This window comes from Paraburkholderia antibiotica (assembly GCF_012927125.1).
Lineage (GTDB): Bacteria > Pseudomonadota > Gammaproteobacteria > Burkholderiales > Burkholderiaceae > Paraburkholderia > Paraburkholderia antibiotica.
In genome coordinates this window covers 96302-114510 of record NZ_JABBFZ010000002.1, presented here as the reverse complement: position 1 = coordinate 114510, position 18209 = coordinate 96302, and the positions used below count along the sequence as shown (strand labels likewise).

10 protein-coding genes are annotated in these 18209 nt (G+C 68.2%); 2 read left to right on the top strand and 8 right to left on the bottom strand.

Going from position 1 to position 18209, the window contains the following annotated elements; all coding sequences use genetic code 11:
* Positions 1 to 231: 231 nt before the first annotated feature.
* From HHL14_RS04550 to HHL14_RS04515, 8 genes are all read right to left on the bottom strand, one after another.
* The gene (locus tag HHL14_RS04550; protein WP_169496390.1) at positions 232 to 4935 is read right to left on the bottom strand and encodes a cellulose synthase subunit BcsC-related outer membrane protein; all 4704 of its coding nucleotides are present in this window, start codon (positions 4933 to 4935) and stop codon (positions 232 to 234) included.
* Entirely contained in the window at positions 4926 to 6110 is a 1185-nt protein-coding gene (bcsZ, locus tag HHL14_RS04545) for a cellulose synthase complex periplasmic endoglucanase BcsZ (RefSeq protein WP_169496389.1), read from the bottom strand. The genes HHL14_RS04550 and bcsZ overlap by 10 nt, the downstream gene beginning before the upstream one ends.
* A gap of 17 nt (positions 6111 to 6127) precedes the next feature.
* Positions 6128 to 8734 carry a cellulose biosynthesis cyclic di-GMP-binding regulatory protein BcsB gene (gene bcsB / locus HHL14_RS04540; RefSeq protein ID WP_169496388.1) on the bottom strand — a complete coding sequence of 869 codons (2607 nt, stop codon included), beginning with the start codon at positions 8732 to 8734 and terminating at the stop codon, positions 6128 to 6130.
* A 3-nt stretch (positions 8735 to 8737) separates the two neighbouring features.
* Positions 8738 to 10945, bottom strand: coding sequence for a UDP-forming cellulose synthase catalytic subunit (bcsA, locus tag HHL14_RS04535; RefSeq protein WP_169496387.1), 2208 nt, complete (start codon positions 10943 to 10945; stop codon positions 8738 to 8740).
* Complete coding sequence (gene bcsQ, locus HHL14_RS04530) at positions 10942 to 11730, bottom strand: cellulose biosynthesis protein BcsQ (protein WP_169496386.1); 789 nt, start codon at positions 11728 to 11730, stop codon at positions 10942 to 10944. The genes bcsA and bcsQ overlap by 4 nt, the downstream gene beginning before the upstream one ends.
* The gene (gene bcsP, locus HHL14_RS33735) at positions 11727 to 12950 is read right to left on the bottom strand and encodes a cellulose biosynthesis protein BcsP (protein WP_329601609.1); all 1224 of its coding nucleotides are present in this window, start codon (positions 12948 to 12950) and stop codon (positions 11727 to 11729) included. Before bcsP ends, bcsQ begins: the two co-directional genes overlap by 4 nt.
* 299 nt (positions 12951 to 13249) lie before the next feature.
* Entirely contained in the window at positions 13250 to 13705 is a 456-nt protein-coding gene (gene bcsD, locus HHL14_RS04520; protein WP_169496385.1) for a cellulose biosynthesis protein BcsD, read from the bottom strand.
* Positions 13706 to 14172: 467 nt separating this feature from the next.
* Positions 14173 to 14448: a hypothetical protein gene (locus HHL14_RS04515; protein WP_169496384.1), complete on the bottom strand. Its 276-nt coding sequence runs from the start codon at positions 14446 to 14448 to the stop codon at positions 14173 to 14175.
* Between HHL14_RS04515 and HHL14_RS04510 the strand changes: the two genes are divergently transcribed.
* Together HHL14_RS04510 and HHL14_RS04505 are read left to right on the top strand one after the other, a co-directional pair.
* Positions 14447 to 15592, top strand: a complete 1146-nt coding sequence (locus HHL14_RS04510; RefSeq protein WP_169496383.1) for a GGDEF domain-containing protein — start codon at positions 14447 to 14449, stop codon at positions 15590 to 15592. The genes HHL14_RS04515 and HHL14_RS04510 overlap by 2 nt on opposite strands.
* A 272-nt stretch (positions 15593 to 15864) precedes the next feature.
* Positions 15865 to 18207, top strand: coding sequence for an EAL domain-containing protein (locus HHL14_RS04505; RefSeq protein WP_169496825.1), 2343 nt, complete (start codon positions 15865 to 15867; stop codon positions 18205 to 18207).
* The last annotated feature ends 2 nt before the right edge of the window (positions 18208 to 18209 follow it).

Genomic DNA, 18209 nt, shown 5'->3' with positions numbered 1-18209 from the left:
GAAGCGCGCGGCTCGCCGCGGCGGGAAAACATCGTACGAAACGAGCCGCTAAAGGAGCGGTCGGGTCGCTGCCGCGCATCGGCGCGGATAAGCGAATACCGGCGTGCGTATGGACCGCGAGTGAACCGCGTATAGACCCGTGAATGAACCGCGAAGAAGAAAACGCCACGCCGACGGTGAGCGCGCCTGCGATGAACCGCAAGCGTCGATCTCACCGCCAGCGCGTTTCCGTCAGTTGGACAACGACAGATACTGCGACGTCAACGGCGTCGGCGGGAACGGCTGCAAGCCGGTCTGCTTGCTGAGGCTGTAGCGCACGTACACGGCCGCGATCCACTCGCGATATTGATAAGCATTGCCGAGCGATGCGGTAGCCCCGAACGCGAGTTGCGGCGCGAGCTGATATTCGCCGGTCGCGCTGAGCGAATACGACACGCCGGTCTTGCTCTGGCCGGGGTAGACCGCGGTCAGACCGTTGCCGAGGGTCTGCGCGGCGGCGGCCGCGTCGCTTTGGCGGGTGCCGTCGGTGGGGAAGTAGTTCGACGGGTCTTCGCGGTAATGCTGCACGCCGATCGAGCCCTTCACGTTATACGTGAACAGCCCTTCGCGGCCCGACCATTCGACCGGCAGATTCAGAATCACATATTGCTGCGGGCTGAAGTAGCCGCCCTGACCGTACGTGAAGTACGACAGATTGCGGTTGTAGCCCATCAGCGTGGTGTTCACGCCGATCGTCAGCGTCTGGTTGGCGTCCTTCAGCAGACGCGTATAGACGCCGCCACCGCCCTTGATCGAGTTGTTGCTCAGCACGTTGGTGCCCATGTAGTGCTGATACGACGCGTTCACGTACAGGCCGCTCGTGCCGTCGTCCCACGTGAGCGCGGCGCGCGCGCCGTTCGAGGTGACGCCGCCCCATTCGAGGCCGGAGCCCGAATCGCGCGCGCCCGCGTACGACAGCAGGCTGTCGGTCACCGCGCGGCGCGCGACCGCGAGCGAGTACGAGACCTTGTCGGTGATCGCGCCGTCGTATTCGGCGCCGCCGACGATGTTCTGTTCGCGGAAGCCGATCGGCGTCACGCCGATATCGCCGCTGAGGCTGCGGCTTTCGTAGCCCACCGACAGGCCCACGCCGCTCGCGGTCTGGCTGCCGTAATTGTTGTTGTTCGCGACCGCAGCCGATTCCGACGGCGCCGTCGATAGCCCCGCGCCGAAGCGCGCGAGCGTCGACGTGCTGTTCGACGCGGTGCCGGCATCGAGCGTGACCGGCGTCGCGGTCACGACCACGTGGCCGTTGCCGGCCTTGATGCGCCCCTGGATCGGCGCCTCGATATCGGTGACCGACGACAGACCGTCTTCGCCCGCGCGATTGCGGAAGATCAGACCGCCCGACACGGTGGTCGTCTGCTCGCGATTGATCTGCGCGAGTTCTTCGGCGACGCCGAGCGTTTGCGCATTCGCGACGTTCGCCGGCGGGTTGTTCTGGGCTTCGCTGCCGGGCGCGTAGTACGGCTGCGCGTAACCGGTTGGCGCCTGCGGGATGTACGGCTGCTGCGCGTAGTAGCCCTGGTTCGGGTAGGGCTGATACGGCTGCTGCTGCGGGTATGCCGGATACGGCTGCTGTTGCGGATACGGCTGCTGCTGCGCGTAAGCCGGCGCGGCGCGGGTCGTTCTGGCGGGGCTTTTCTTCGCGGCGGTGTGGCGCGCCGTCGTGGTCGAGCGCGTCGAGCCGGCCGGCAGCGGCGTCGCGTAACCGGCATCGGCCTGCGCCGCGCGCGCGGCCGGCGACATCGGCCACGGCGTCGCCGCGTAGCCGTCCTGCGCGTCATACGGCGCCTGGTCGTACGGCGCCTGCTGCGGCTGGCCGTAGCCGTACTGCGCCGGTTGCGGCGCCTGCGGCTGCGCGTATTGCTGCACCGGCTGCGCGTAGCCCGCGTTGTACTGCTGCTGCGGCATCGGCTGCATCGGCGCCTGACCCTGACCTTGGCCCGGATACGGTTGCAGCGCCGCGCCCGACTGGCTGGAGCCGTAGCTTTCCTGACCATAACCGCCGAAGTCGGCGGCGGAGCGTGGCGCGTTGTAAGGCGTCGCGACGGGCGCGGCGTTCGGATAAGCCTGCGCGGGCGCCCGATAGGGCGACGCGGGCGTGCCGTAAGGCGCCGTATACGGCGCGACATACGGCGCGACATACGGCGCGGGCGGGCTGGGAGGCGGATAGTTCGGCACGGTCTGCGTCGGCGTGGAGGACTGCGTATTCAGGAACGGAAGCGCGGAACGCGCGGCGGGGTCGGTGCTGCCCTGGCTTGCGAGCGCCGTCTTGCCTTCGAAGGGATTGGTGCCGGGCAGCGGCGTCGCGCCGATCTGGCGCATCGCCGTTTCCCAGCCGCGCGGCACGTTGGCGCCCGCGCCGCTGCGCGGCGCGTAGGCCGCCTGCGGCGTATTGGCCATGACCAGCGCGCGTTGCAGATAGGCCGACGCCAGCGACAGCTTGCCCTCCGAGCGATACATGCGGCCCACCGTGGCAAGCACGCCCGGATCGTTCGGCGCTTGCCGCAGCGCCTGCTGCGCGAGCGCCTCGGCGTAGTCGTACTGCTTGAGGTTGGCCGCGGAGGAGATCGCGGCCTGCTGCAGATTGAGGTCGTCGGGCTTGCGTTGCAGCGCGACGCGGTAGCTCGCGAGTGCGTTGCGATCGTCGCCGGCGCTCGAATACATGCGGCCGAGCGCGGCCTGCAGGTCGGGGTTGTCGGGCATCGCGGCGAGCCACGGTGCGATCACGTCGTAGGCGCTCGCGAGGTCGCCGCGCTGGCGCACCGCATCGGCCTGCTTCACGACGATGCCGAGATTCAGGTTCGCGAAGTCGGTGCGCTGCTGCGGCGTCAACGGCGTGTTCTGCAGGCGCCGCATCACGACGCCGAGTTCGCCGTGCTGGCCGGTGGCGGCGAGAATGCCCGCGTATTGCAGCAGCAGGTCGGTGTTGCCGGGCGCCGCGTTCATCGCACTGCGCACGAGGCCGAGCGCGCGGCCCGGATCGCCGGCCTGCTGATACGCGCTGGCGATCACCCCGATCAGCTCGGGACTGTTGCCGGCTACCGGCTCGGCGGCGCGCAGGATCGCGAACGCCTGCTGGGTCTGACCGTTCTTCGCGGCGCGGGTCGCGAGGTCGGCCTGCTGATGCACCCACAGCCGGTGCTGCAAGGTCGTCATCGCGGCGGTGCGCTGCGCGACCGGCACGCGTTCGAGCTGCGCGAGACCGGCCGGCCAGTCGCCGGTTTCCGCCGACAGCAACGCGCTCGCATACAGCGCGTCGGTCATATCCGGATGCGCGGCGAGCAGGCCGTCCATCATGCTGCGCGCGTTCGCGACCGCGCCCTGGCGCACGTAGATGCGCGCCAGGTCGAGGCGCAGCCACGGGTCGTCGGGCTTGTTCAGCAGCGCGTCCTCGAACAGGCTGCGCGCGCTGCCGAGATCGCCGCGCGCTTCGGCCGCGCGCGCCTGCGCGGCCTGCGCGTCGCCGCGCAGCCGGTCGATGCCGCCGACCTTCGACTGCTGCGTCGCGTTCAACTGATTGGCGAACTGCAGCGCTTCGTCGCCGCGGCCCTGAGCGGCCAGCGCGCCGACGAGGCCGCGGATCGCGTCGGGGTTGTCGGCCTGGCGGCGCAACGCCATCCGGTACGCCTGTTCGGCGCCGGCCGGATCGTGGTTCGCGAGCAGCATTTCGCCAAGCTGCACCTGCGCGGTCACGTCCGACGGATTCAACGCGATCGCCCGCTCGAACAGCGCCTTCGCCTTCGCGAATTCGCCGTTGCTGCGCGCGCCGATCGCGTCGCTCGTGTAGGTCCAGTAGCTCGCGCTGTCGAGCGCGGTTTTCCAGCGCGCCGGATTGCCGGAGCGCGACGCGCGCTCCAGATAGTTGCGCGCTTCCGTGAAGCGCTCCTGTTTCAGCGCGGCGATGCCCATGCCGCCGAGCGCGTCGGTATCGTCAGGATTGCTCGCGAGTACCGACGAGAACTTCGCGCGCGCGGTCACGACGTCGTCGCGGTCGAGCGCCGCGAAGCCGTCGGCGATTACGCGGCCGCGCGCGTCGACCGCGGCGCTTTCCTGCGCGCGCACACGCGCCGTGCTGTCCTGCTGCACCATCGAATCGAAGCGCGCCTTCACCGCGGCATCATCGCCCGCGCCTTGCAGATACGCCTGGTACAGCGGCGCATCGGCTGGACGCGCGTCGAGCCATAGCAACGCCTGGCGCCAGCTCTTCTTCGCCGCCGCGCCGACCGAACTGTCGCCCGCGAGCCGCTGCAAACGCGCGATGCCGTCGCGCCGCGAGACATCGCGATAGGTCAGATGCTGCGCGTAAGCGAGCGCGTAGCGCGGGTCGTTCGGGTTGTCGCGGGCAAGCTGTTCGAGGCCGCGGCGCGCTTCGTCCCAGCCCTGCGGCGTCGCCGATAGCGCCTGGAAATACTCGAGCTGCAACTCGGGCGTGGCTGGCTTGCCGGACAGCGCGCGCTGATATTCGCGTACCGCGCTCGCGCTCTGGCCGCTTTGCGCGAGCCGGCGCGCGTCGTTGATGGTCTGGTCGCGCGGGCTGGTCTGGCCGAGCCGGCGGCCGAGTTCGTCGAGATTCGGATAGTTCGGCGCGACCGCCTTCAGCCGCGCGAGGTATTGCTGCGCGCCGGCGCCGTCCTTGCGGTCAGCGAGCACCAGGCCCATGCCGAAGAGCGCATCGGGCTGCTGCGGATCGATGTTGAGCACTTTCTGCCACGCCTGCGCGGCGAGGTCGCCGCGCTGATGGGACTGCCAGTACTTGCCCTGATCGATCAGCACGGCAAGCGGATCTTTGGACGCCTGCGCGAGCGCATCGGGTGCCGCCGCGGCCACGCAACAGACCGCGCCGACCGACAGCGCGATGCGCAACGACAGGGCGAGAGCGTTCAATCGCATGCATTTCTCCAGGCGGGCACGAGACGACCGGCTTCGTCGAAGCGGTAGCGGCCGTCGATAAACCCCGTGCCGAACAGACCCAGCACACCGTCGTAGTAAAGCGGTTCGCGCCCCGGCACGCCCGCGTCGAGCGCGGCAAGCCGCGCGCGCGCGAGACCGAGGCCGCGCTCGTCGCCGAGCGCCTTGAAGTAGGGGGCGAGCGCGCCCCAGTAGCTGAGCGGGCCTTCGCCACTCGACGCGCCGGTGGTCGATGCGACCTTCTCCGGCGGGAAGCCGTTCTGCGCGACTTTCGCGCGCATGCCGCCGAGCACCGCGAGCCAGGGCTTCGCGAGCGGATCGGCGGGCGATGCGAGACCGGCCCACAGATAGACGCGGATCGCGTCGTAGCTGCCGACGTCGCCGGTTTTCGGATCGACCACGAACTGGCCGCTCTGCCACGCTGCCCAGTCGGGCGCGAAGCCTTGCGGCGAGACGGTCTTGACGAACTGGTAGCTGTTTTCGGCGAGCTTCGCCCACGGACCGTCCGGCGCGTCGTGCGCGAGCGCGCGCAACAGCGACAGCGGCAGATAGCTCGGATTCAGACGCGTGACGTTGCCGTTGCGAAAGCCCTGCGGCCCCGGCAGCAGCATCGGCCCGAGCCCCGGCAGATCGACGACTTCGTCGTGTGCGATACGCGCGGCGAGCGCCTGGCCGAGCTTCGTGTAGGTGGGCTCGCGCCACAGCCGGCCGGCCTGCAGCAGATCGTAGGCGATCCACAGATCGGAGTCCGATGCCGAATTCGGGTCGAGCACGCCGTACGAGCCGTCCGTTTTCTTGCCCCATAGCCACGCCGGCAGGCGCACGTTGCGCGCGTCGAACTGGTTGCCGGCGAGGTTCGAGCGGGTCCACGCGAGCAGTTTGTCGAAGCTCGCGCGGTCGTTGTCGATCAGCGCGAAAAACATCGCGTACGACTGGCCTTCCGAGGTGGTCTGCTGGTTCGCGGTCGAGAAGTCGATCACGCGGCCGTCGGCCTGCATGAAACGGGCGACGAAGCTGCGATACGCGCTCCAGTTGCCGCACGCGCCAGCGGCCGCACCGTTCGGCGCGGCCCGCGCCGCGCCCGCGAAGCTCGCCGCCGCCGCGGCGAGGCCGAGCGTCAGCGCGAGGCCGGTCCTTCTGTTGATCCGAAACCGCATAAGAGTCCTATCAGTCTTCATTGCTTCAGCCGACGCGCGGCGATCGCGCGCAGCGTCCGGTAGCACAGGCCCGCGATGATCAGCGCGGCCAGCACACCGCCGAACAGCAGCAGGATCGGATGCGAGGACAGCGCCCAGCGCAGATACTCCTGCGGCGACAGCTGGCCGACAAAGTACGCGCTGCCGTTCGACGTGATCGTCACGTCGCGGCCGTGGATCACGGCCATCGCGCCTTGAATTTTCGGTAGCACGTCGGCGTCGAGCAGCGCGGTAGCCAGATCGGCGTCCGACTGGCCAGCCGCGCTGACCAGCGCGACCGCGCTGCGGCCTTTGCGCAATGGCGACTCGAAGCCGGTCAGGAGCGCCGCGCCGTTCGAGCTGACCATCGCCAGATCGGCGCGCGCCGGCGAACGTTCGACGCCGCGCTCGCCGTGCCACCAGTCCTGCAGCTTGAACACCAGATCGGTGAGCTGGAACGTATGGGTGTCGTCGGTGCTGGAGAACGGCATCGACTTCGCCCAGCGTTGCAGGAGCGGCTGCTTGCCGGGCGCGCCGAATACCAGCAGGTCCTTGTCCGCGTAGTGGTCGACGTCGGCGGCGTGGGTCACGCTCACGCCCGCGACCGGGTAGCCTGTCGACTCGCCCATGCGGCCCATCGTCAGCAGATACATGCTGTAGACGCTGGTACCGGCGTCGTCGGGCAGCACCACCGCGGTTTCCGACAGGTCCGCCATGCGCGTGAACGGGAAGCCGCCGTTGGCGAAAGCGGCCAGGTCGGGCAGCGCCATGTAGTGGGGGAACGACGACAGGTCGATGGTCGAATTCGGATCGATCGCGCCGACCACGTTCTGCAACAGCCGGCCCGCGCATTCGCCGGTGTTCGGGATGTCGTAGTAGAAGTGCAGGCGCAGTTGCGTGCGCGGCGTCAGCAGCAGCGGCGGGATGCGGATGTTGCGCTGCGCCTCGGCGGTGCCGTCGGGCATCACGAGGTTGAAGTAGCGGCTCAGCTCCAGCACCGACGAGGTGCGCGACGGAATCGGCAGCGCCTGCACGAAGCCGTTGTTCACGCTGACGTTCAGCGACGAGCGGTCGCGCGCCGGGCGCACCGTGTAGCGGTAGCGCAGGTCGATCGGCGCGCCGCGCGTGTGCCACATGAACAGGTCGGGCGGCACGCGCATGTTGATGCGCACGGCGTCGGCGTCGTAGCCGAATACGGTCAGGTCCTTCGGATCGGCCAGCTCGCCGAAGCGCACCGGGCGGTTGGTCGGCAGCCAGTTCGGCGCGTCGAACGGCACGCGCGGCGTCAGTTCGTTCAGCGAAGTGATCGTCGCGCTGGTGCCGGACAGCGTGCTGTGGCCGATGCCGAGCGATTTGGCGGCGGTCTTCAACTCCGCCTCGGTGCGGCCGAGCACCAGCAGCAGCTTGCCGCGCGCGGCCGGATCGCGGTCGACCACCGCGATCGTCGGGCCGTTGATTTCGGGCAGCGTGATGCCGGCCGGGCGGTCGTCGCTGGTCGCGAACACCACGGCGTTGCCGGACAGCGGCGCGTTGTCGAGCTGCGCCGGGAACACCGCGCCGCGATAGCCGGCGAGCGCGCCGAACCACGACGCGACGATGCCGGCCGCCTCCAGCGTGCCGTTACCCGGCTTCTGCGCGAACACGAACGGCAGTTCGAGGCGGCGCACGTCGCGGCGGTCGAAGAACGGCTTCGGCAGCGCGGCCAGATCGGGTTTGGTCGCGAGCGATGCGTAGGTCAGGTCGAGCGAGCTGGCGTTGCTGATGGTCGCCCACAGCGCCGAGTTCGACGGGTCTTCGCAGCTCAGCGTGTAGTGACCGATCAGCTGCAGGTTCAGGTGGTTGAAGTCGGTGATGAAGCGCGGGTCGATCGAGACGTCGCGCGCGATCAGCATGCCGGCCTGCTCATGCGGCACCGGCAGCGTCGCGGCGACTTCGCCGTTCACCAGCACCTTGATTTGCGACAGTTGCGGCAGCAGCGCGGGCGAGTAGCTGTAGATCAGATGCAGCGTCGCGGCGGTCACCACTTCGTCGTTGCGCACCGAGAACGCGACGCCGTTCTGACCGTCGACGCCGCGCAACTGCAGCGGATCGAGCGCGCCGAAATCGGCGAACGTGAGCGTCTGACGACGGCCGCCCGGCACCAGCGTGCCCGGCTCGGCGGTGGTCGGCGTGCGCAGCCCGAGCGCTTTCACCGTTGCCGTGGTGAGCGCGGGCGTCGGTGTCGCGAGCGGGCCCTGGGCGATCATGTTCGGATCGAACGGGACCGCGGGGCTCGGCGCGGGCACGTTGCCGACGCCGGTCGCGGCCTGAGCGGCCTGGCCGCCCGCTGCGGTGGCGCCGGCTGAGCCAGTGGTGCCGGCCGCGCCGGTTGGACCCGAGGCCGTGGCTTTGGCGGGCGCCGCCGCGACGGCCAGCGGCGCGAACGCCGCGAGCGGCGCCGTCAGCGCGGTCTGCAACGCGAGCCAGCAGGCGAGGCCGCGCATCAGGGGCCGCGAGCGCCACGACGGCGGCGTGCCGCGGCGGGAGAAAAAGCGCGCAGGGGATGCGGTGCTGCTGCGCCCGTGAACCGGGCGTTCGAGATTGTCCTTCGCCATCCTGTAGCCCATAGATCAGTCTTTGGTTTTTAGCTTCTTGACGTCCGCTGGACGGCTTTTCATCGAACTGCGCAAGTCGTCGTAGAGATGCTCGAACAACCCGCCGATCCCGCGCGCGCCGACCTTCAGCACGTGCGACAGGCCGCGCAGCGGCGTGTCCTGCTCGCGTCCCTCGGCCCAGCCGGTCCACGCGTCGGCGCGTGCGAAGGTGGTCTTGACGAACTCGTACTCCTGCTCGCGGGTCATCGACGCAAAGCGCAAGCCCACGCGTCCCGGCGCGGTGAAGCTGACGGTCGCGGCGAACGCGTATTCCTCGTCGCCGCGAAACAGCGACACGCTCACGCGCTCGTGCATCGGCACCTCGATATTGCCGGGCAGCGCGACGCCGACGCCGCCTTCCGAGTAGTCGATGGTTTCGCAGGCGAGCGTGCGGCCGGTCGAGAACTTCAGCATCACCGGCATTTTCATCGCCACGCGGTGCACGGCGCGGATCTGCCGGCGCTCGCTTGCGGCGGCCACGCTCGCGCCGAGGATCAGCATGTTGTAGCCGGTCCACGCGAGGTTGAGCAGCGTGGTCTCGACGACGCTGCGCACGTGGTAGTTCAGATAGATGTGCACGAGGCCGGCGGCGAAGCCGAGCAGGTTCAGCAGCAACAGGAACAGATAGGGCCGCGAGATCGACCAGTCGAAATAGTTCTTCTCGATCTGGCCGCCCTTGGCCGTCACGTTGAATTTGCCGAGCTTGGGGTTGATCAGCGCGAGCAGCGTCGGCGCGGTGATGTACGAGGCCAGCACCGATTCGTAGACCTCGGCCCAGAACGAATGGCGAAACAGGCGCTGCATCCGCGAGTTCGTGATGCTCGCGTGCATCATGTGCGGCATCGCGTAGATCGCGATCGTGCTGGCCGCCGCCTCGATCACGTGCGCGCCGAAGAACAGATACGACAGCGGCGCCGTGAGGAACACGAGACGCGGCACGCCGTAGAAGAAGTGCATCATCGCGTTCAGATAGCACAGCCGCTGGCCGATCTTCAGCCCCTTGCCGGTGAGCGGATTGTCGATGCGGAAAATCTGCGTCATCCCGCGCGCCCAGCGGATGCGCTGGCCGATGTGGCCGGACAGGCTTTCGGTCGCGAGGCCGGCAGCCTGCGGAATCGCCAGATACGCGGTGGTGTAGCCGAGGCGGTGCAGCTTGAGCGCGGTGTGCGCGTCCTCGGTCACGGTCTCGACCGCGATCCCGCCGATCTCCTCGACCATGTTCCGGCGCAAGAGCGCGCACGAGCCGCAGAAGAAGGTCGCGTTCCACAGATCGTTGCCGTCCTGCACGAGGCCGTAGAAGAGTTCGCCTTCGTTCGGCACCTTGCGGAAGGTGCCGAGATTGCGCTCGAACGGGTCGGCGTTGAAGAAGTGGTGCGGCGTCTGCAGCATCGACAGCAGCTTGTCGCGCAGGAACCAGCCGAGGCCGACCTGCAGGAACGAGCGGGTCGGGATGTGATCGCAGTCGAAGATCGCGATGTATTCGCCACTGGTGATCTTCAGCGCTTCGTTGATGTTGCCGGCCTTGGCGTGGCGGTTGTGCGTGCGGATCGTCCAGTTCACGCCGACTTCCTCGCAGAACGCCTTGAAGTCGGGGCGGCGGCCGTCGTCGAGCACGTGGATCGATAGTTTGTCCGCCGGATAGTCGAGCGCGAGCGCCGCGTAGATGGTCGGCTTCACCACCGACAACGGCTCGTTGTAGGTCGGAATGAACACGTCGACGCTCGGCCAGGTGCTGCGGTCGGCGGGCATCGGCAGCGGCTTGCGCTTGAGCGGCCACGCGGTCTGGAAGTAGCCGAGCATCAGCACGAGCGTCGAGTAGACCTCGGCGGCGACGAGCAGCAGGCCCCAGGCGGCATCGAGCGGATGCTCCCAGTAAGTGGTTTCGGTGAGGCGCCAGTACATGTAGCGGCCCGACGCGACCATCGACAGCATGATCATCACCATCGTCGCGTAGCGGCCCTGCATGCGCCGGAACAGCAGCGCGAGCACGAAGCAGCAGGTCGCGAAGGTGAGCTGCTCGTAGAAGCCGAGCGGCACCGTGAACACGAAGTACAGCATGTACAGCGCGATCAGCGTGACGAGCCCGGTGACGATGCGGCTGTTCCAGAAGCGCGCGTCGATGAAACGCCCGAAGCCCGACGACTCGCCGCCTTCGGGGTCGCGCGAAGAGGCCGGGGTGCTCATGCGACATTCCTTGGCGGGACGGCGATCGTGTCGAGTGTCGTCGCGAGCCATGCGCCGCATGCGCGGAAGTCGGCGGCGGCCTGGCTCAGCGGGTCGTAGTGAATCAGCGTGGTGTCGCAGGCGAGCGCTTCGCTGACGCCTTCGTCGAGATGGATCACGCCGGGGAACACCCGGCCGGCGAGCATCTGGCGCAGCACCTTGAGCACGTCTTTGGTCAGCTGGCGCGACTGGTCGATCTGGTTGAGCACGTAGCCGACTCCGCCGAACTCCGCGCGCGGCGCCGCGTAGGTTTCGATCAGCCGCTCCATCTGCGGGATCGCCGCATACGACGCGGCGTCGGCGAGCACGATGTTCAGCGCGAAGGTCGCGGCGGTGAGCGCGGTGCGCACGTAGGTCGACGAGCCCGGCGGCGTGTCGACGATCACGATGTCGGACGGATCGAGCCGCAGGTTCTGCAGCGCCTGCGCGAGCCATTGCGGATGCTGGTCGACATACGCCTCGAAGCGGCGGCGGTCGTCCTCGAGCACGGCGCCGTACGGCAGCACGGTCACGCCGTCGATGCCGTCGAACATCACCGTTTGCCACGGGTCGCCGGACAGCGTCGCGCGCGACAGGCCGTCGATGCTGTCGAGCGGCACGCCGAAATGCAGACGCAGCGCGTTTTGCGGATCGAGGTCGAGCGCGATCACGCGCCGGCCGCTGCTGGCCAGCACGGAAGCGAGATTGGCGGCGAGGGTGGTCTTGCCGACCCCACCTTTGGCGGACACTACGGCGATGACTTTCATGAGCGGCGCGGACCGTCGGTGAGCCACGACGCGAAGCCGCCGCGTGGGGCCGGTGCGGCGCCTTGCGCGGGGGTGCCGCGCAGGCGGTCGAACACCGTTTGCAGCGGTGCGGCTTCGTGAGTGGGCGCGGCCGCTTGCGGCGGCGCGGACGGGGTCTGCGCGGCGAACAGTTTGCCGAGGATGGATGAGGGCTGGGCCGGGGCGGGCTGGGTCGCGTAGGCCGGTTGCGGGGCGGGCGCCGGAGGAATCGGCGCGTGAGGCGTGCTCGTCATGCTGGGGTACGTGGGCGCGACGACGGCGCGGGACCAGGCGGGCGCTGCCGGTGTGGCGGCTGGGCCGGGCGGCACGGGTTGCGCGATCGGTGTCGGGAACGGGAATGCGGGTGCGACTGCGGGGCTCGCGGGCGGTATCGGTGCTGCAGGGTGTGCAGCGGGCGTGGCTCCGGCGGCCGGTGCGAACCAGTTCGGCGCGGTGGGCGTGGCTGGGGCAGCGGGGGCAGCGGGATGGAACGGTGCCGGTGCCAGTGTTGGCGTGGCGATCGGCGGGATCGGCGTTGCGTTGGTCGCCTGCGACGACGCGAAAGCCGGCACGGCCGGCGGGATCGGCGCGACGGCGGGCGTGGCGACGAACGCGGGAGTCGGGACCGGCGGGATCGGCGCGACGAATGGCGCGGGCGCGAAAGCCGCTGCCGCGGCGGGCGTGGCCACTGGCGGAATCGGTGTGCCGGTGGGCGCCGCGGTGAAAGCCGGCGCCGCGCTCCCAGCCGATGCGACCGACGCTTCCTGTGCCGCGGGCGCAGCCTGTGACGCCTCGTCGGCAGCCGCGCGGGCGGTCGCTTCGTCGAGTGTCTCGACCGTGCCGAAGCGCGACGCGCCGGTCGGTGTCGCCGGCTGGTCGGCGGCCGGCGGCACCGGCGGAATGTCGCGCCGATGCGAGCGCGTGAAGAGCGGCGCCTTCGCGCGCGTGACCGACGCGACGTCTTGCGGCGTCGCGTCCTTCTGCGGTGCGGCGGGCCGCACCGCGCTCACGGCGGGCTGCGGGCGTGCCTCGCCAGGCAGTCCGATTTTCGGAATTGCCGGTTGCGTCAGATCCAGCGTCTGGAGCAACGGCCAACGGGTGCGCGCGATGCGCGCATCGTTTTCGCGGCCGATCTCCTGGTACGCGTTGGCGTCGCCGCCAAATTGATCGAACAGTTTTTCGATGTCGCTCGATGAACTCATGATGCCGTCGTCTTGTACATGCCTTCTTGCCCCGGATTCGACTCACCGGGGTGCTATTTTTTGAACTGCCTTCCCTGATTTCACACGCGGCTCCACGAGCGCCGCGCGTTTGCTGCTTGTGCTGCCTGTTTGCTGCTTACTACTTACTGCCATGCTTACTGCCGTACTGCCTGACCGATGGTGCCGCCGGCCGCGCCGTTCGCATCGCGCCTGCGCTCTCCCGCTCGCAGGCGTGCACGGTGCGCGTGAGCGTCGCCGTTAATTCGTACGTTCGTTCGTCGATGTGTCGACCCGTCTGTTCAGGCGGGATGACGGCCGAGGCGGAATTCGAGCGCGCTGTCCTCGCCGAACGCGCTCGTCTGCGCGACCGACAAACCCTGCGCGCCCAATGCGCTCAACCAGGTCTGATAGACGCCTTCGAGAAACGCCGGCGTCCACGCGAGCGCTGCTTCGCCGAAGGCGGGCAACGGCGCGCAATAGTGCACGATGCGTAGCGACTCGGCTTCGTCCGTGAGTTCGACGTAACCCCAATCCATCGCGTGCCAGTAGTAATTCAACGCCTGCTGGAGCTCGACCGTCGACGCACAGGCGGGCAGCGGATGCGCGGCCGCGAAGCGGCTGCCCACGCGCCGCATCAACTGGCGCAGTTCGTCGCGCCCGATCTGTGCTTCGAACTCGCTTGCCAACGCGCTCAGCATGCCGCGCCACTGCGGCGAGATTTGGCGTTCCAGCAGGTAGTCGAGAATTGGGACCATGTTTTCCGGAAGTGGTGACCACCTGTGCCGCATAGGCGGCGTGGCCAGTAAGTATGGAGAAGGATGGCAAGGAATCGCGACGCATCTACGTCATTTCTACTGCATTGTCTAGTCTGCCCGCCACGCTTTGTAGGAAGTCTACTTAAGACACTAACTTTTAGCCACTTTCCATTCGTCAGCGGATGCATATAACAACGTGTAATTGACGACGGCCAATTACGTAATTTTTGCTGCATGGCTTGTATTGAAACGTTTTTGCGCTATGCATACTGCAAAAAGATTTCGCAGCTATAGGTGTATTAACGGACAAGCGCGCCGAACGTTTAACGTTTGCGTGTGCTGGAAAAATGGAATCGATGGCATGGCAACTGAAGCGGCGCGAGCGGCTCGCGGTGGCAAGCCTCTTGCATCTTCTTGCGCTGTGTGGGGTACGATCCGGGGCAGCATTTTTTTCCGGCTTTTTCCCGTTACGGCACAAAGCTTTCCGCGGCAAGCGGCGAATGCGACGCGGCATTCAAAACACTCGCAATGCGACTATGCGTCAATGCGACTATGCGTATTAATCGCGCGTATTGATTGGTGAATGCCGGCTCGACCGATTGAGCGGATGGCCGACGCGAGAGCGGGAGCGTTATTGGCTGGCCTCGTATGTCGGCCTCATTCGCCGTCGTATGGGCCGAATAAAAACAGTCTGCCCGGCGCGCGGCATCGGCGATACGGTTCGATTCAAACAGATTCGTCATGCTCAATCCACTCATTCTGTTACTGGTCACGGTTCTGTCGGGCGCGATGGCGATGGCCGTGCTCGGCTCGCTGTGGCGCGCGGCGATTCCGGGCGTCGGCTACTGGATCGCCGCGAATGCGCTCGCCATCGTCGCGCTGCTCGCGTTCGCGTTGCAGGGGCAGGCGCCGCGCTGGTTGAGCCTCGTCGCCGCCAACGAACTGCTCGCCGTCGCGTTGCTGCTGGTGCTCGAAGGCTGTCTGCGCTTCCTCGGCCATCGTGCGCGGCCGTGGCTCGCCTATGCGGGGCTCGTCGCGGTGCTGCTCGGCATCGTCTACTGGACCTTCGTCGCGCCGAACTTCAACGCGCGCGTCGCGCTCGTGTCCGCGTATCACGCGAGCCTCTATGCGGCGCTCGGCGTGCTGATGCTGCGCGGGCGGCCGGCCAGCCGGCCGCGCTACAGCTATTACTTTCTCGCGAGCGCCGCGCTGCTGCTGTGCGTCGGCCATACGGCGCGCGGCCTCATGTACGGCTTCGACCTGCTGGTGCAGACGAATCTGATGCAGGTGTCGCTGCCTAACACCGTGTTTCTCGCGCTCGGCGTGCTGGCGCTGCCGTTCCTGTCGATCGGCGTGGTGATGCTCGCGCACGATCGCCTCGCCGAGCGGCTCGAACGGCTTGCCAATGTCGACGACCTGACCGGCGCGCTGTCGCGGCGCGCGTTCCTCGAGATCGGCGGCGCGCTGCTGAACGCGTCGTTGCGCAGCAACGCGCCGGTGGCGATCGCGATCGTCGACATCGATTCGTTCAAGGCGGTCAACGATACCCACGGTCACGCGACCGGCGATCAGGTGCTCGCGCACTTCGCGGCGTTCGTCGCGCGCGAGGTGCGCGTCGGCGACGTGTTCGGGCGCCTCGGTGGCGAGGAGTTCGGCGTGCTGTGCCCGGCGACCACCGCCGCCGAGGCGGTGGTGCTGTTCGAGCGGCTGCGCGCGCGGCTCGCGACCGGCGCGCCGGCCGGGCTGCCGCGCGGGCTGCGCTACACGTTCAGCGTCGGCGTCGATCAACTGCGGCGCGGCGAATCGCTCGCGCAACTGATGGCGCGCGCCGACCGCGCGCTGTATGCGGCGAAGGCGGCGGGGCGCGACCGCGTGATGGCGGCGTAGCGCGGCTCGCACGGTAGCGCGGGTGATGCCGGCGGTGTGGCTGCCGCTGCCGGCGTAGAGGTTGGCTTGAGATTGGCTTGGAGGCGGCGGCTCGGGCAGCTCGGGCAGCGCTGGCCGTTCCGTCGAGGCGAAACACGATGCCAGGGTGATGGCAGAGAGCGAAACTCCGCTTCGTATCACCGTGGCCATAAATGTTTGGCGGGAATGTGCCGATAAGCACAGGCAGAGTGACCGGAACCCCAGCCTCCCAGCCCCCTAGCCCGATAGCGATGATGTCTGCCATTCCCACCCAGTCCCAGCCCGAATCGGGTGCGCGCGAGCGCTTTCACCAGCGCTCGCTCGAACACCAGCGGCCGCTTTCCACCGTGACGATGGCTTTTACCGTCGTCGCGTTTCTTTGCATGCTGGTCGCGCGCATGCTCGTCAACGGGCCCGCCGCGCCGCTCGGCTACCGGCTGCTGTGCGCGCTGGTGCTTGCGCTGCTGGTGCTGGCGATTCCTCGCGCGCGCTCGACGCTGAGCTTCGGCGCGATCGGCGTCGCGTACGTGCTGGTGCTGATCGGGGGGATCGCGCTGAATGCGGTCGGCGTCGCGCAGCCGTTGCTGTGGCTGCTGCCCGCGCTCGTCGTGATTCCGATCTGCGCGGCGCCGTTGTGGCTCACGCCCGCGCATTTCATCGCCGGCAGCGTGTTGTTCTACGCGGCGGCGCTCGCGCTGCTGCTCGGCAACTGGCCCGCGCACGAGGTCGACGCCGCCGTGTGGACATGGGTGATCGCGATCGGCGCGCCGACTTCGGCGGTGTTTCATTTCGGCTTCTACTATTTCCGCCGCAATCACTTTCTGCTGGAGAGCCGGCTGGCGCAGCTCGCCGCGACCGATCCGCTGACCGGCCTGCAAAATCGTCGCGCGTTCGTCAAGCACGCGGAGGAGCGCCTCGATACGCTGGCGCCCGGCGAGTACGTCAGCGCGATCTTTCTCGACCTCGACAACTTCAAGTCGCTGAATGATCGCTTCGGCCATACGGTCGGCGATCACGCGTTGTTCCAGGTCGGGCAGGTGCTGCTCGATGCCGTGTTGCCACGGCATAGCGTGAGCCGCATCGGCGGCGAGGAGTTCGCGGTGCTGCTCGATGTCGACCTCGACGGCGCGCTGCGGCTCGCGGAGCGGTTGCGCGCCGGCATTGCCGCGATCGAACGTCCGGACGGTCATCTGAGCGCGAGCTTCGGGGTCGCCGGCCATCGTCGCGGCGAAAGCTTCATGGTGCTGCTCGATCGCGCGGACGAGGCGTTGCTGCGCGCGAAGCACGCCGGTCGCAACCGCGTGTGCGCGGAGCGCGCGCCGGCGCCCGGCGCGCCGCTGTCGCCGCTCGACCACGTATTCGCGTTGCGCGACGCCGGCGTGGGGCGCAGCACCGCGCGCTATCGCTGGGACGATATGCAGCTGATTTCGCACTTCCAGCCGCTCTACAGCCTGTCGCATCAGAAGCAGGTCGGCTTCGAGGCGCTGCTGCGCGGCGAGCACGACGACGGCACGATGGTGCCGCCGATGGTGATGTTCGCGCCGTCGTCGAACGACGAAGGCGCGCTCGACCGCGCGAGTCACGCGGTGCATCTCGGCAATGCGCGTCATCTCCTGCCCGGCGATGCGTGGCTGTTCCTCAACATCCTGCCGTCCACCTTCATCGCCAAAGGCTACGCGGATCAACTGACCAAAGTCGTGCGCGCGGTGGGGCTCGAACCCGAGCGCGTGGTGCTGGAGATTCTCGAGTCGCACGGCGGCAGCGTCGACGACATGTCGCGCGCGGCCGAGCGTTATCGCCGGCATGGCTTCCTGATCGCCGTCGACGATTTCGGCGCGGGCCAGTCGAACCTCGACCGGCTGCTGCGGATTCGCCCGGACCTCGTGAAGCTCGACGGCGAGCTGATCCGCGCGACCACTCACGGCACCTGCCAGCCGATCCTGCCGAAGCTCGTGTCGCTGCTGCACCAGGCGGGGATGCTGGTGGTGGTCGAAGGCGTCGAAACGACCGAGGAGCTGATTCTCGCGGTCGAGTCGAATGTCGATTTCGCGCAGGGCTATCTGCTTGGCCGGCCCGCGCGCGAGATCGCGTCGCCCGAGTCGGCGCGCCGGCAGATCGACGAGGCGTTCGACGTCATCGCACAGGGCCGCGCGCGCCAGCACGCGCTGTTCGAATCCGAAGTGGAGCCGTACCGGCGCGAACTGCGCGGCGCGGCCGAAGCGCTGCGCGCCGGCGTGCCGGTGGACGAGGCGTTCGCGACGCTCGCGGGTTTCGGGCGCAGCATCAGCTGCTTCATTCTCGACGACACCGGCCGGCAGATCGGCCACGAGGTGCGCGGCCCGGCATGGTCGGAGGACGTGGCGTCGCTGCAGCCGGTCGCGAATCCGCGCGATGCGCGCTGGGACCATCGGCCGTATTTCCGCAACGCGGTGCTGCGCCCGGGCGACGCGATTGCCAGTAATCCTTATCTTTCGCTCGCGAGCGGACGGCCTTGCATCGCGGTGACACTCGCCGCGCAACTGGCGAGCGGGCGCTGCGTGATCGGCGTGGAGTTGGACTGGTCGGCGCAGGGGTTGCCGTGGCCGGCGAGTGAGTGAGG

Bases quoted from the DNA above. Each gene is read 5' to 3' on its own strand.
- HHL14_RS04550 (WP_169496390.1), bottom strand. From the start codon at position 4,935: ATGCGATTGAACGCTCTCGCCCTGTCGTTGCGCATCGCGCTGTCGGTC.
- bcsZ (WP_169496389.1), bottom strand. From the start codon at position 6,110: ATGCGGTTTCGGATCAACAGAAGGACCGGCCTCGCGCTGACGCTCGGC.
- bcsB (WP_169496388.1), bottom strand. From the start codon at position 8,734: ATGGGCTACAGGATGGCGAAGGACAATCTCGAACGCCCGGTTCACGGG.
- bcsA (WP_169496387.1), bottom strand. From the start codon at position 10,945: ATGAGCACCCCGGCCTCTTCGCGCGACCCCGAAGGCGGCGAGTCGTCG.
- bcsQ (WP_169496386.1), bottom strand. From the start codon at position 11,730: ATGAAAGTCATCGCCGTAGTGTCCGCCAAAGGTGGGGTCGGCAAGACC.
- bcsP (WP_329601609.1), bottom strand. From the start codon at position 12,950: ATGAGTTCATCGAGCGACATCGAAAAACTGTTCGATCAATTTGGCGGC.
- bcsD (WP_169496385.1), bottom strand. From the start codon at position 13,705: ATGGTCCCAATTCTCGACTACCTGCTGGAACGCCAAATCTCGCCGCAG.
- HHL14_RS04510 (WP_169496383.1), top strand. From the start codon at position 14,447: ATGCTCAATCCACTCATTCTGTTACTGGTCACGGTTCTGTCGGGCGCG.
- HHL14_RS04515 (WP_169496384.1), bottom strand. From the start codon at position 14,448: ATGACGAATCTGTTTGAATCGAACCGTATCGCCGATGCCGCGCGCCGG.
- HHL14_RS04505 (WP_169496825.1), top strand. From the start codon at position 15,865: ATGTCTGCCATTCCCACCCAGTCCCAGCCCGAATCGGGTGCGCGCGAG.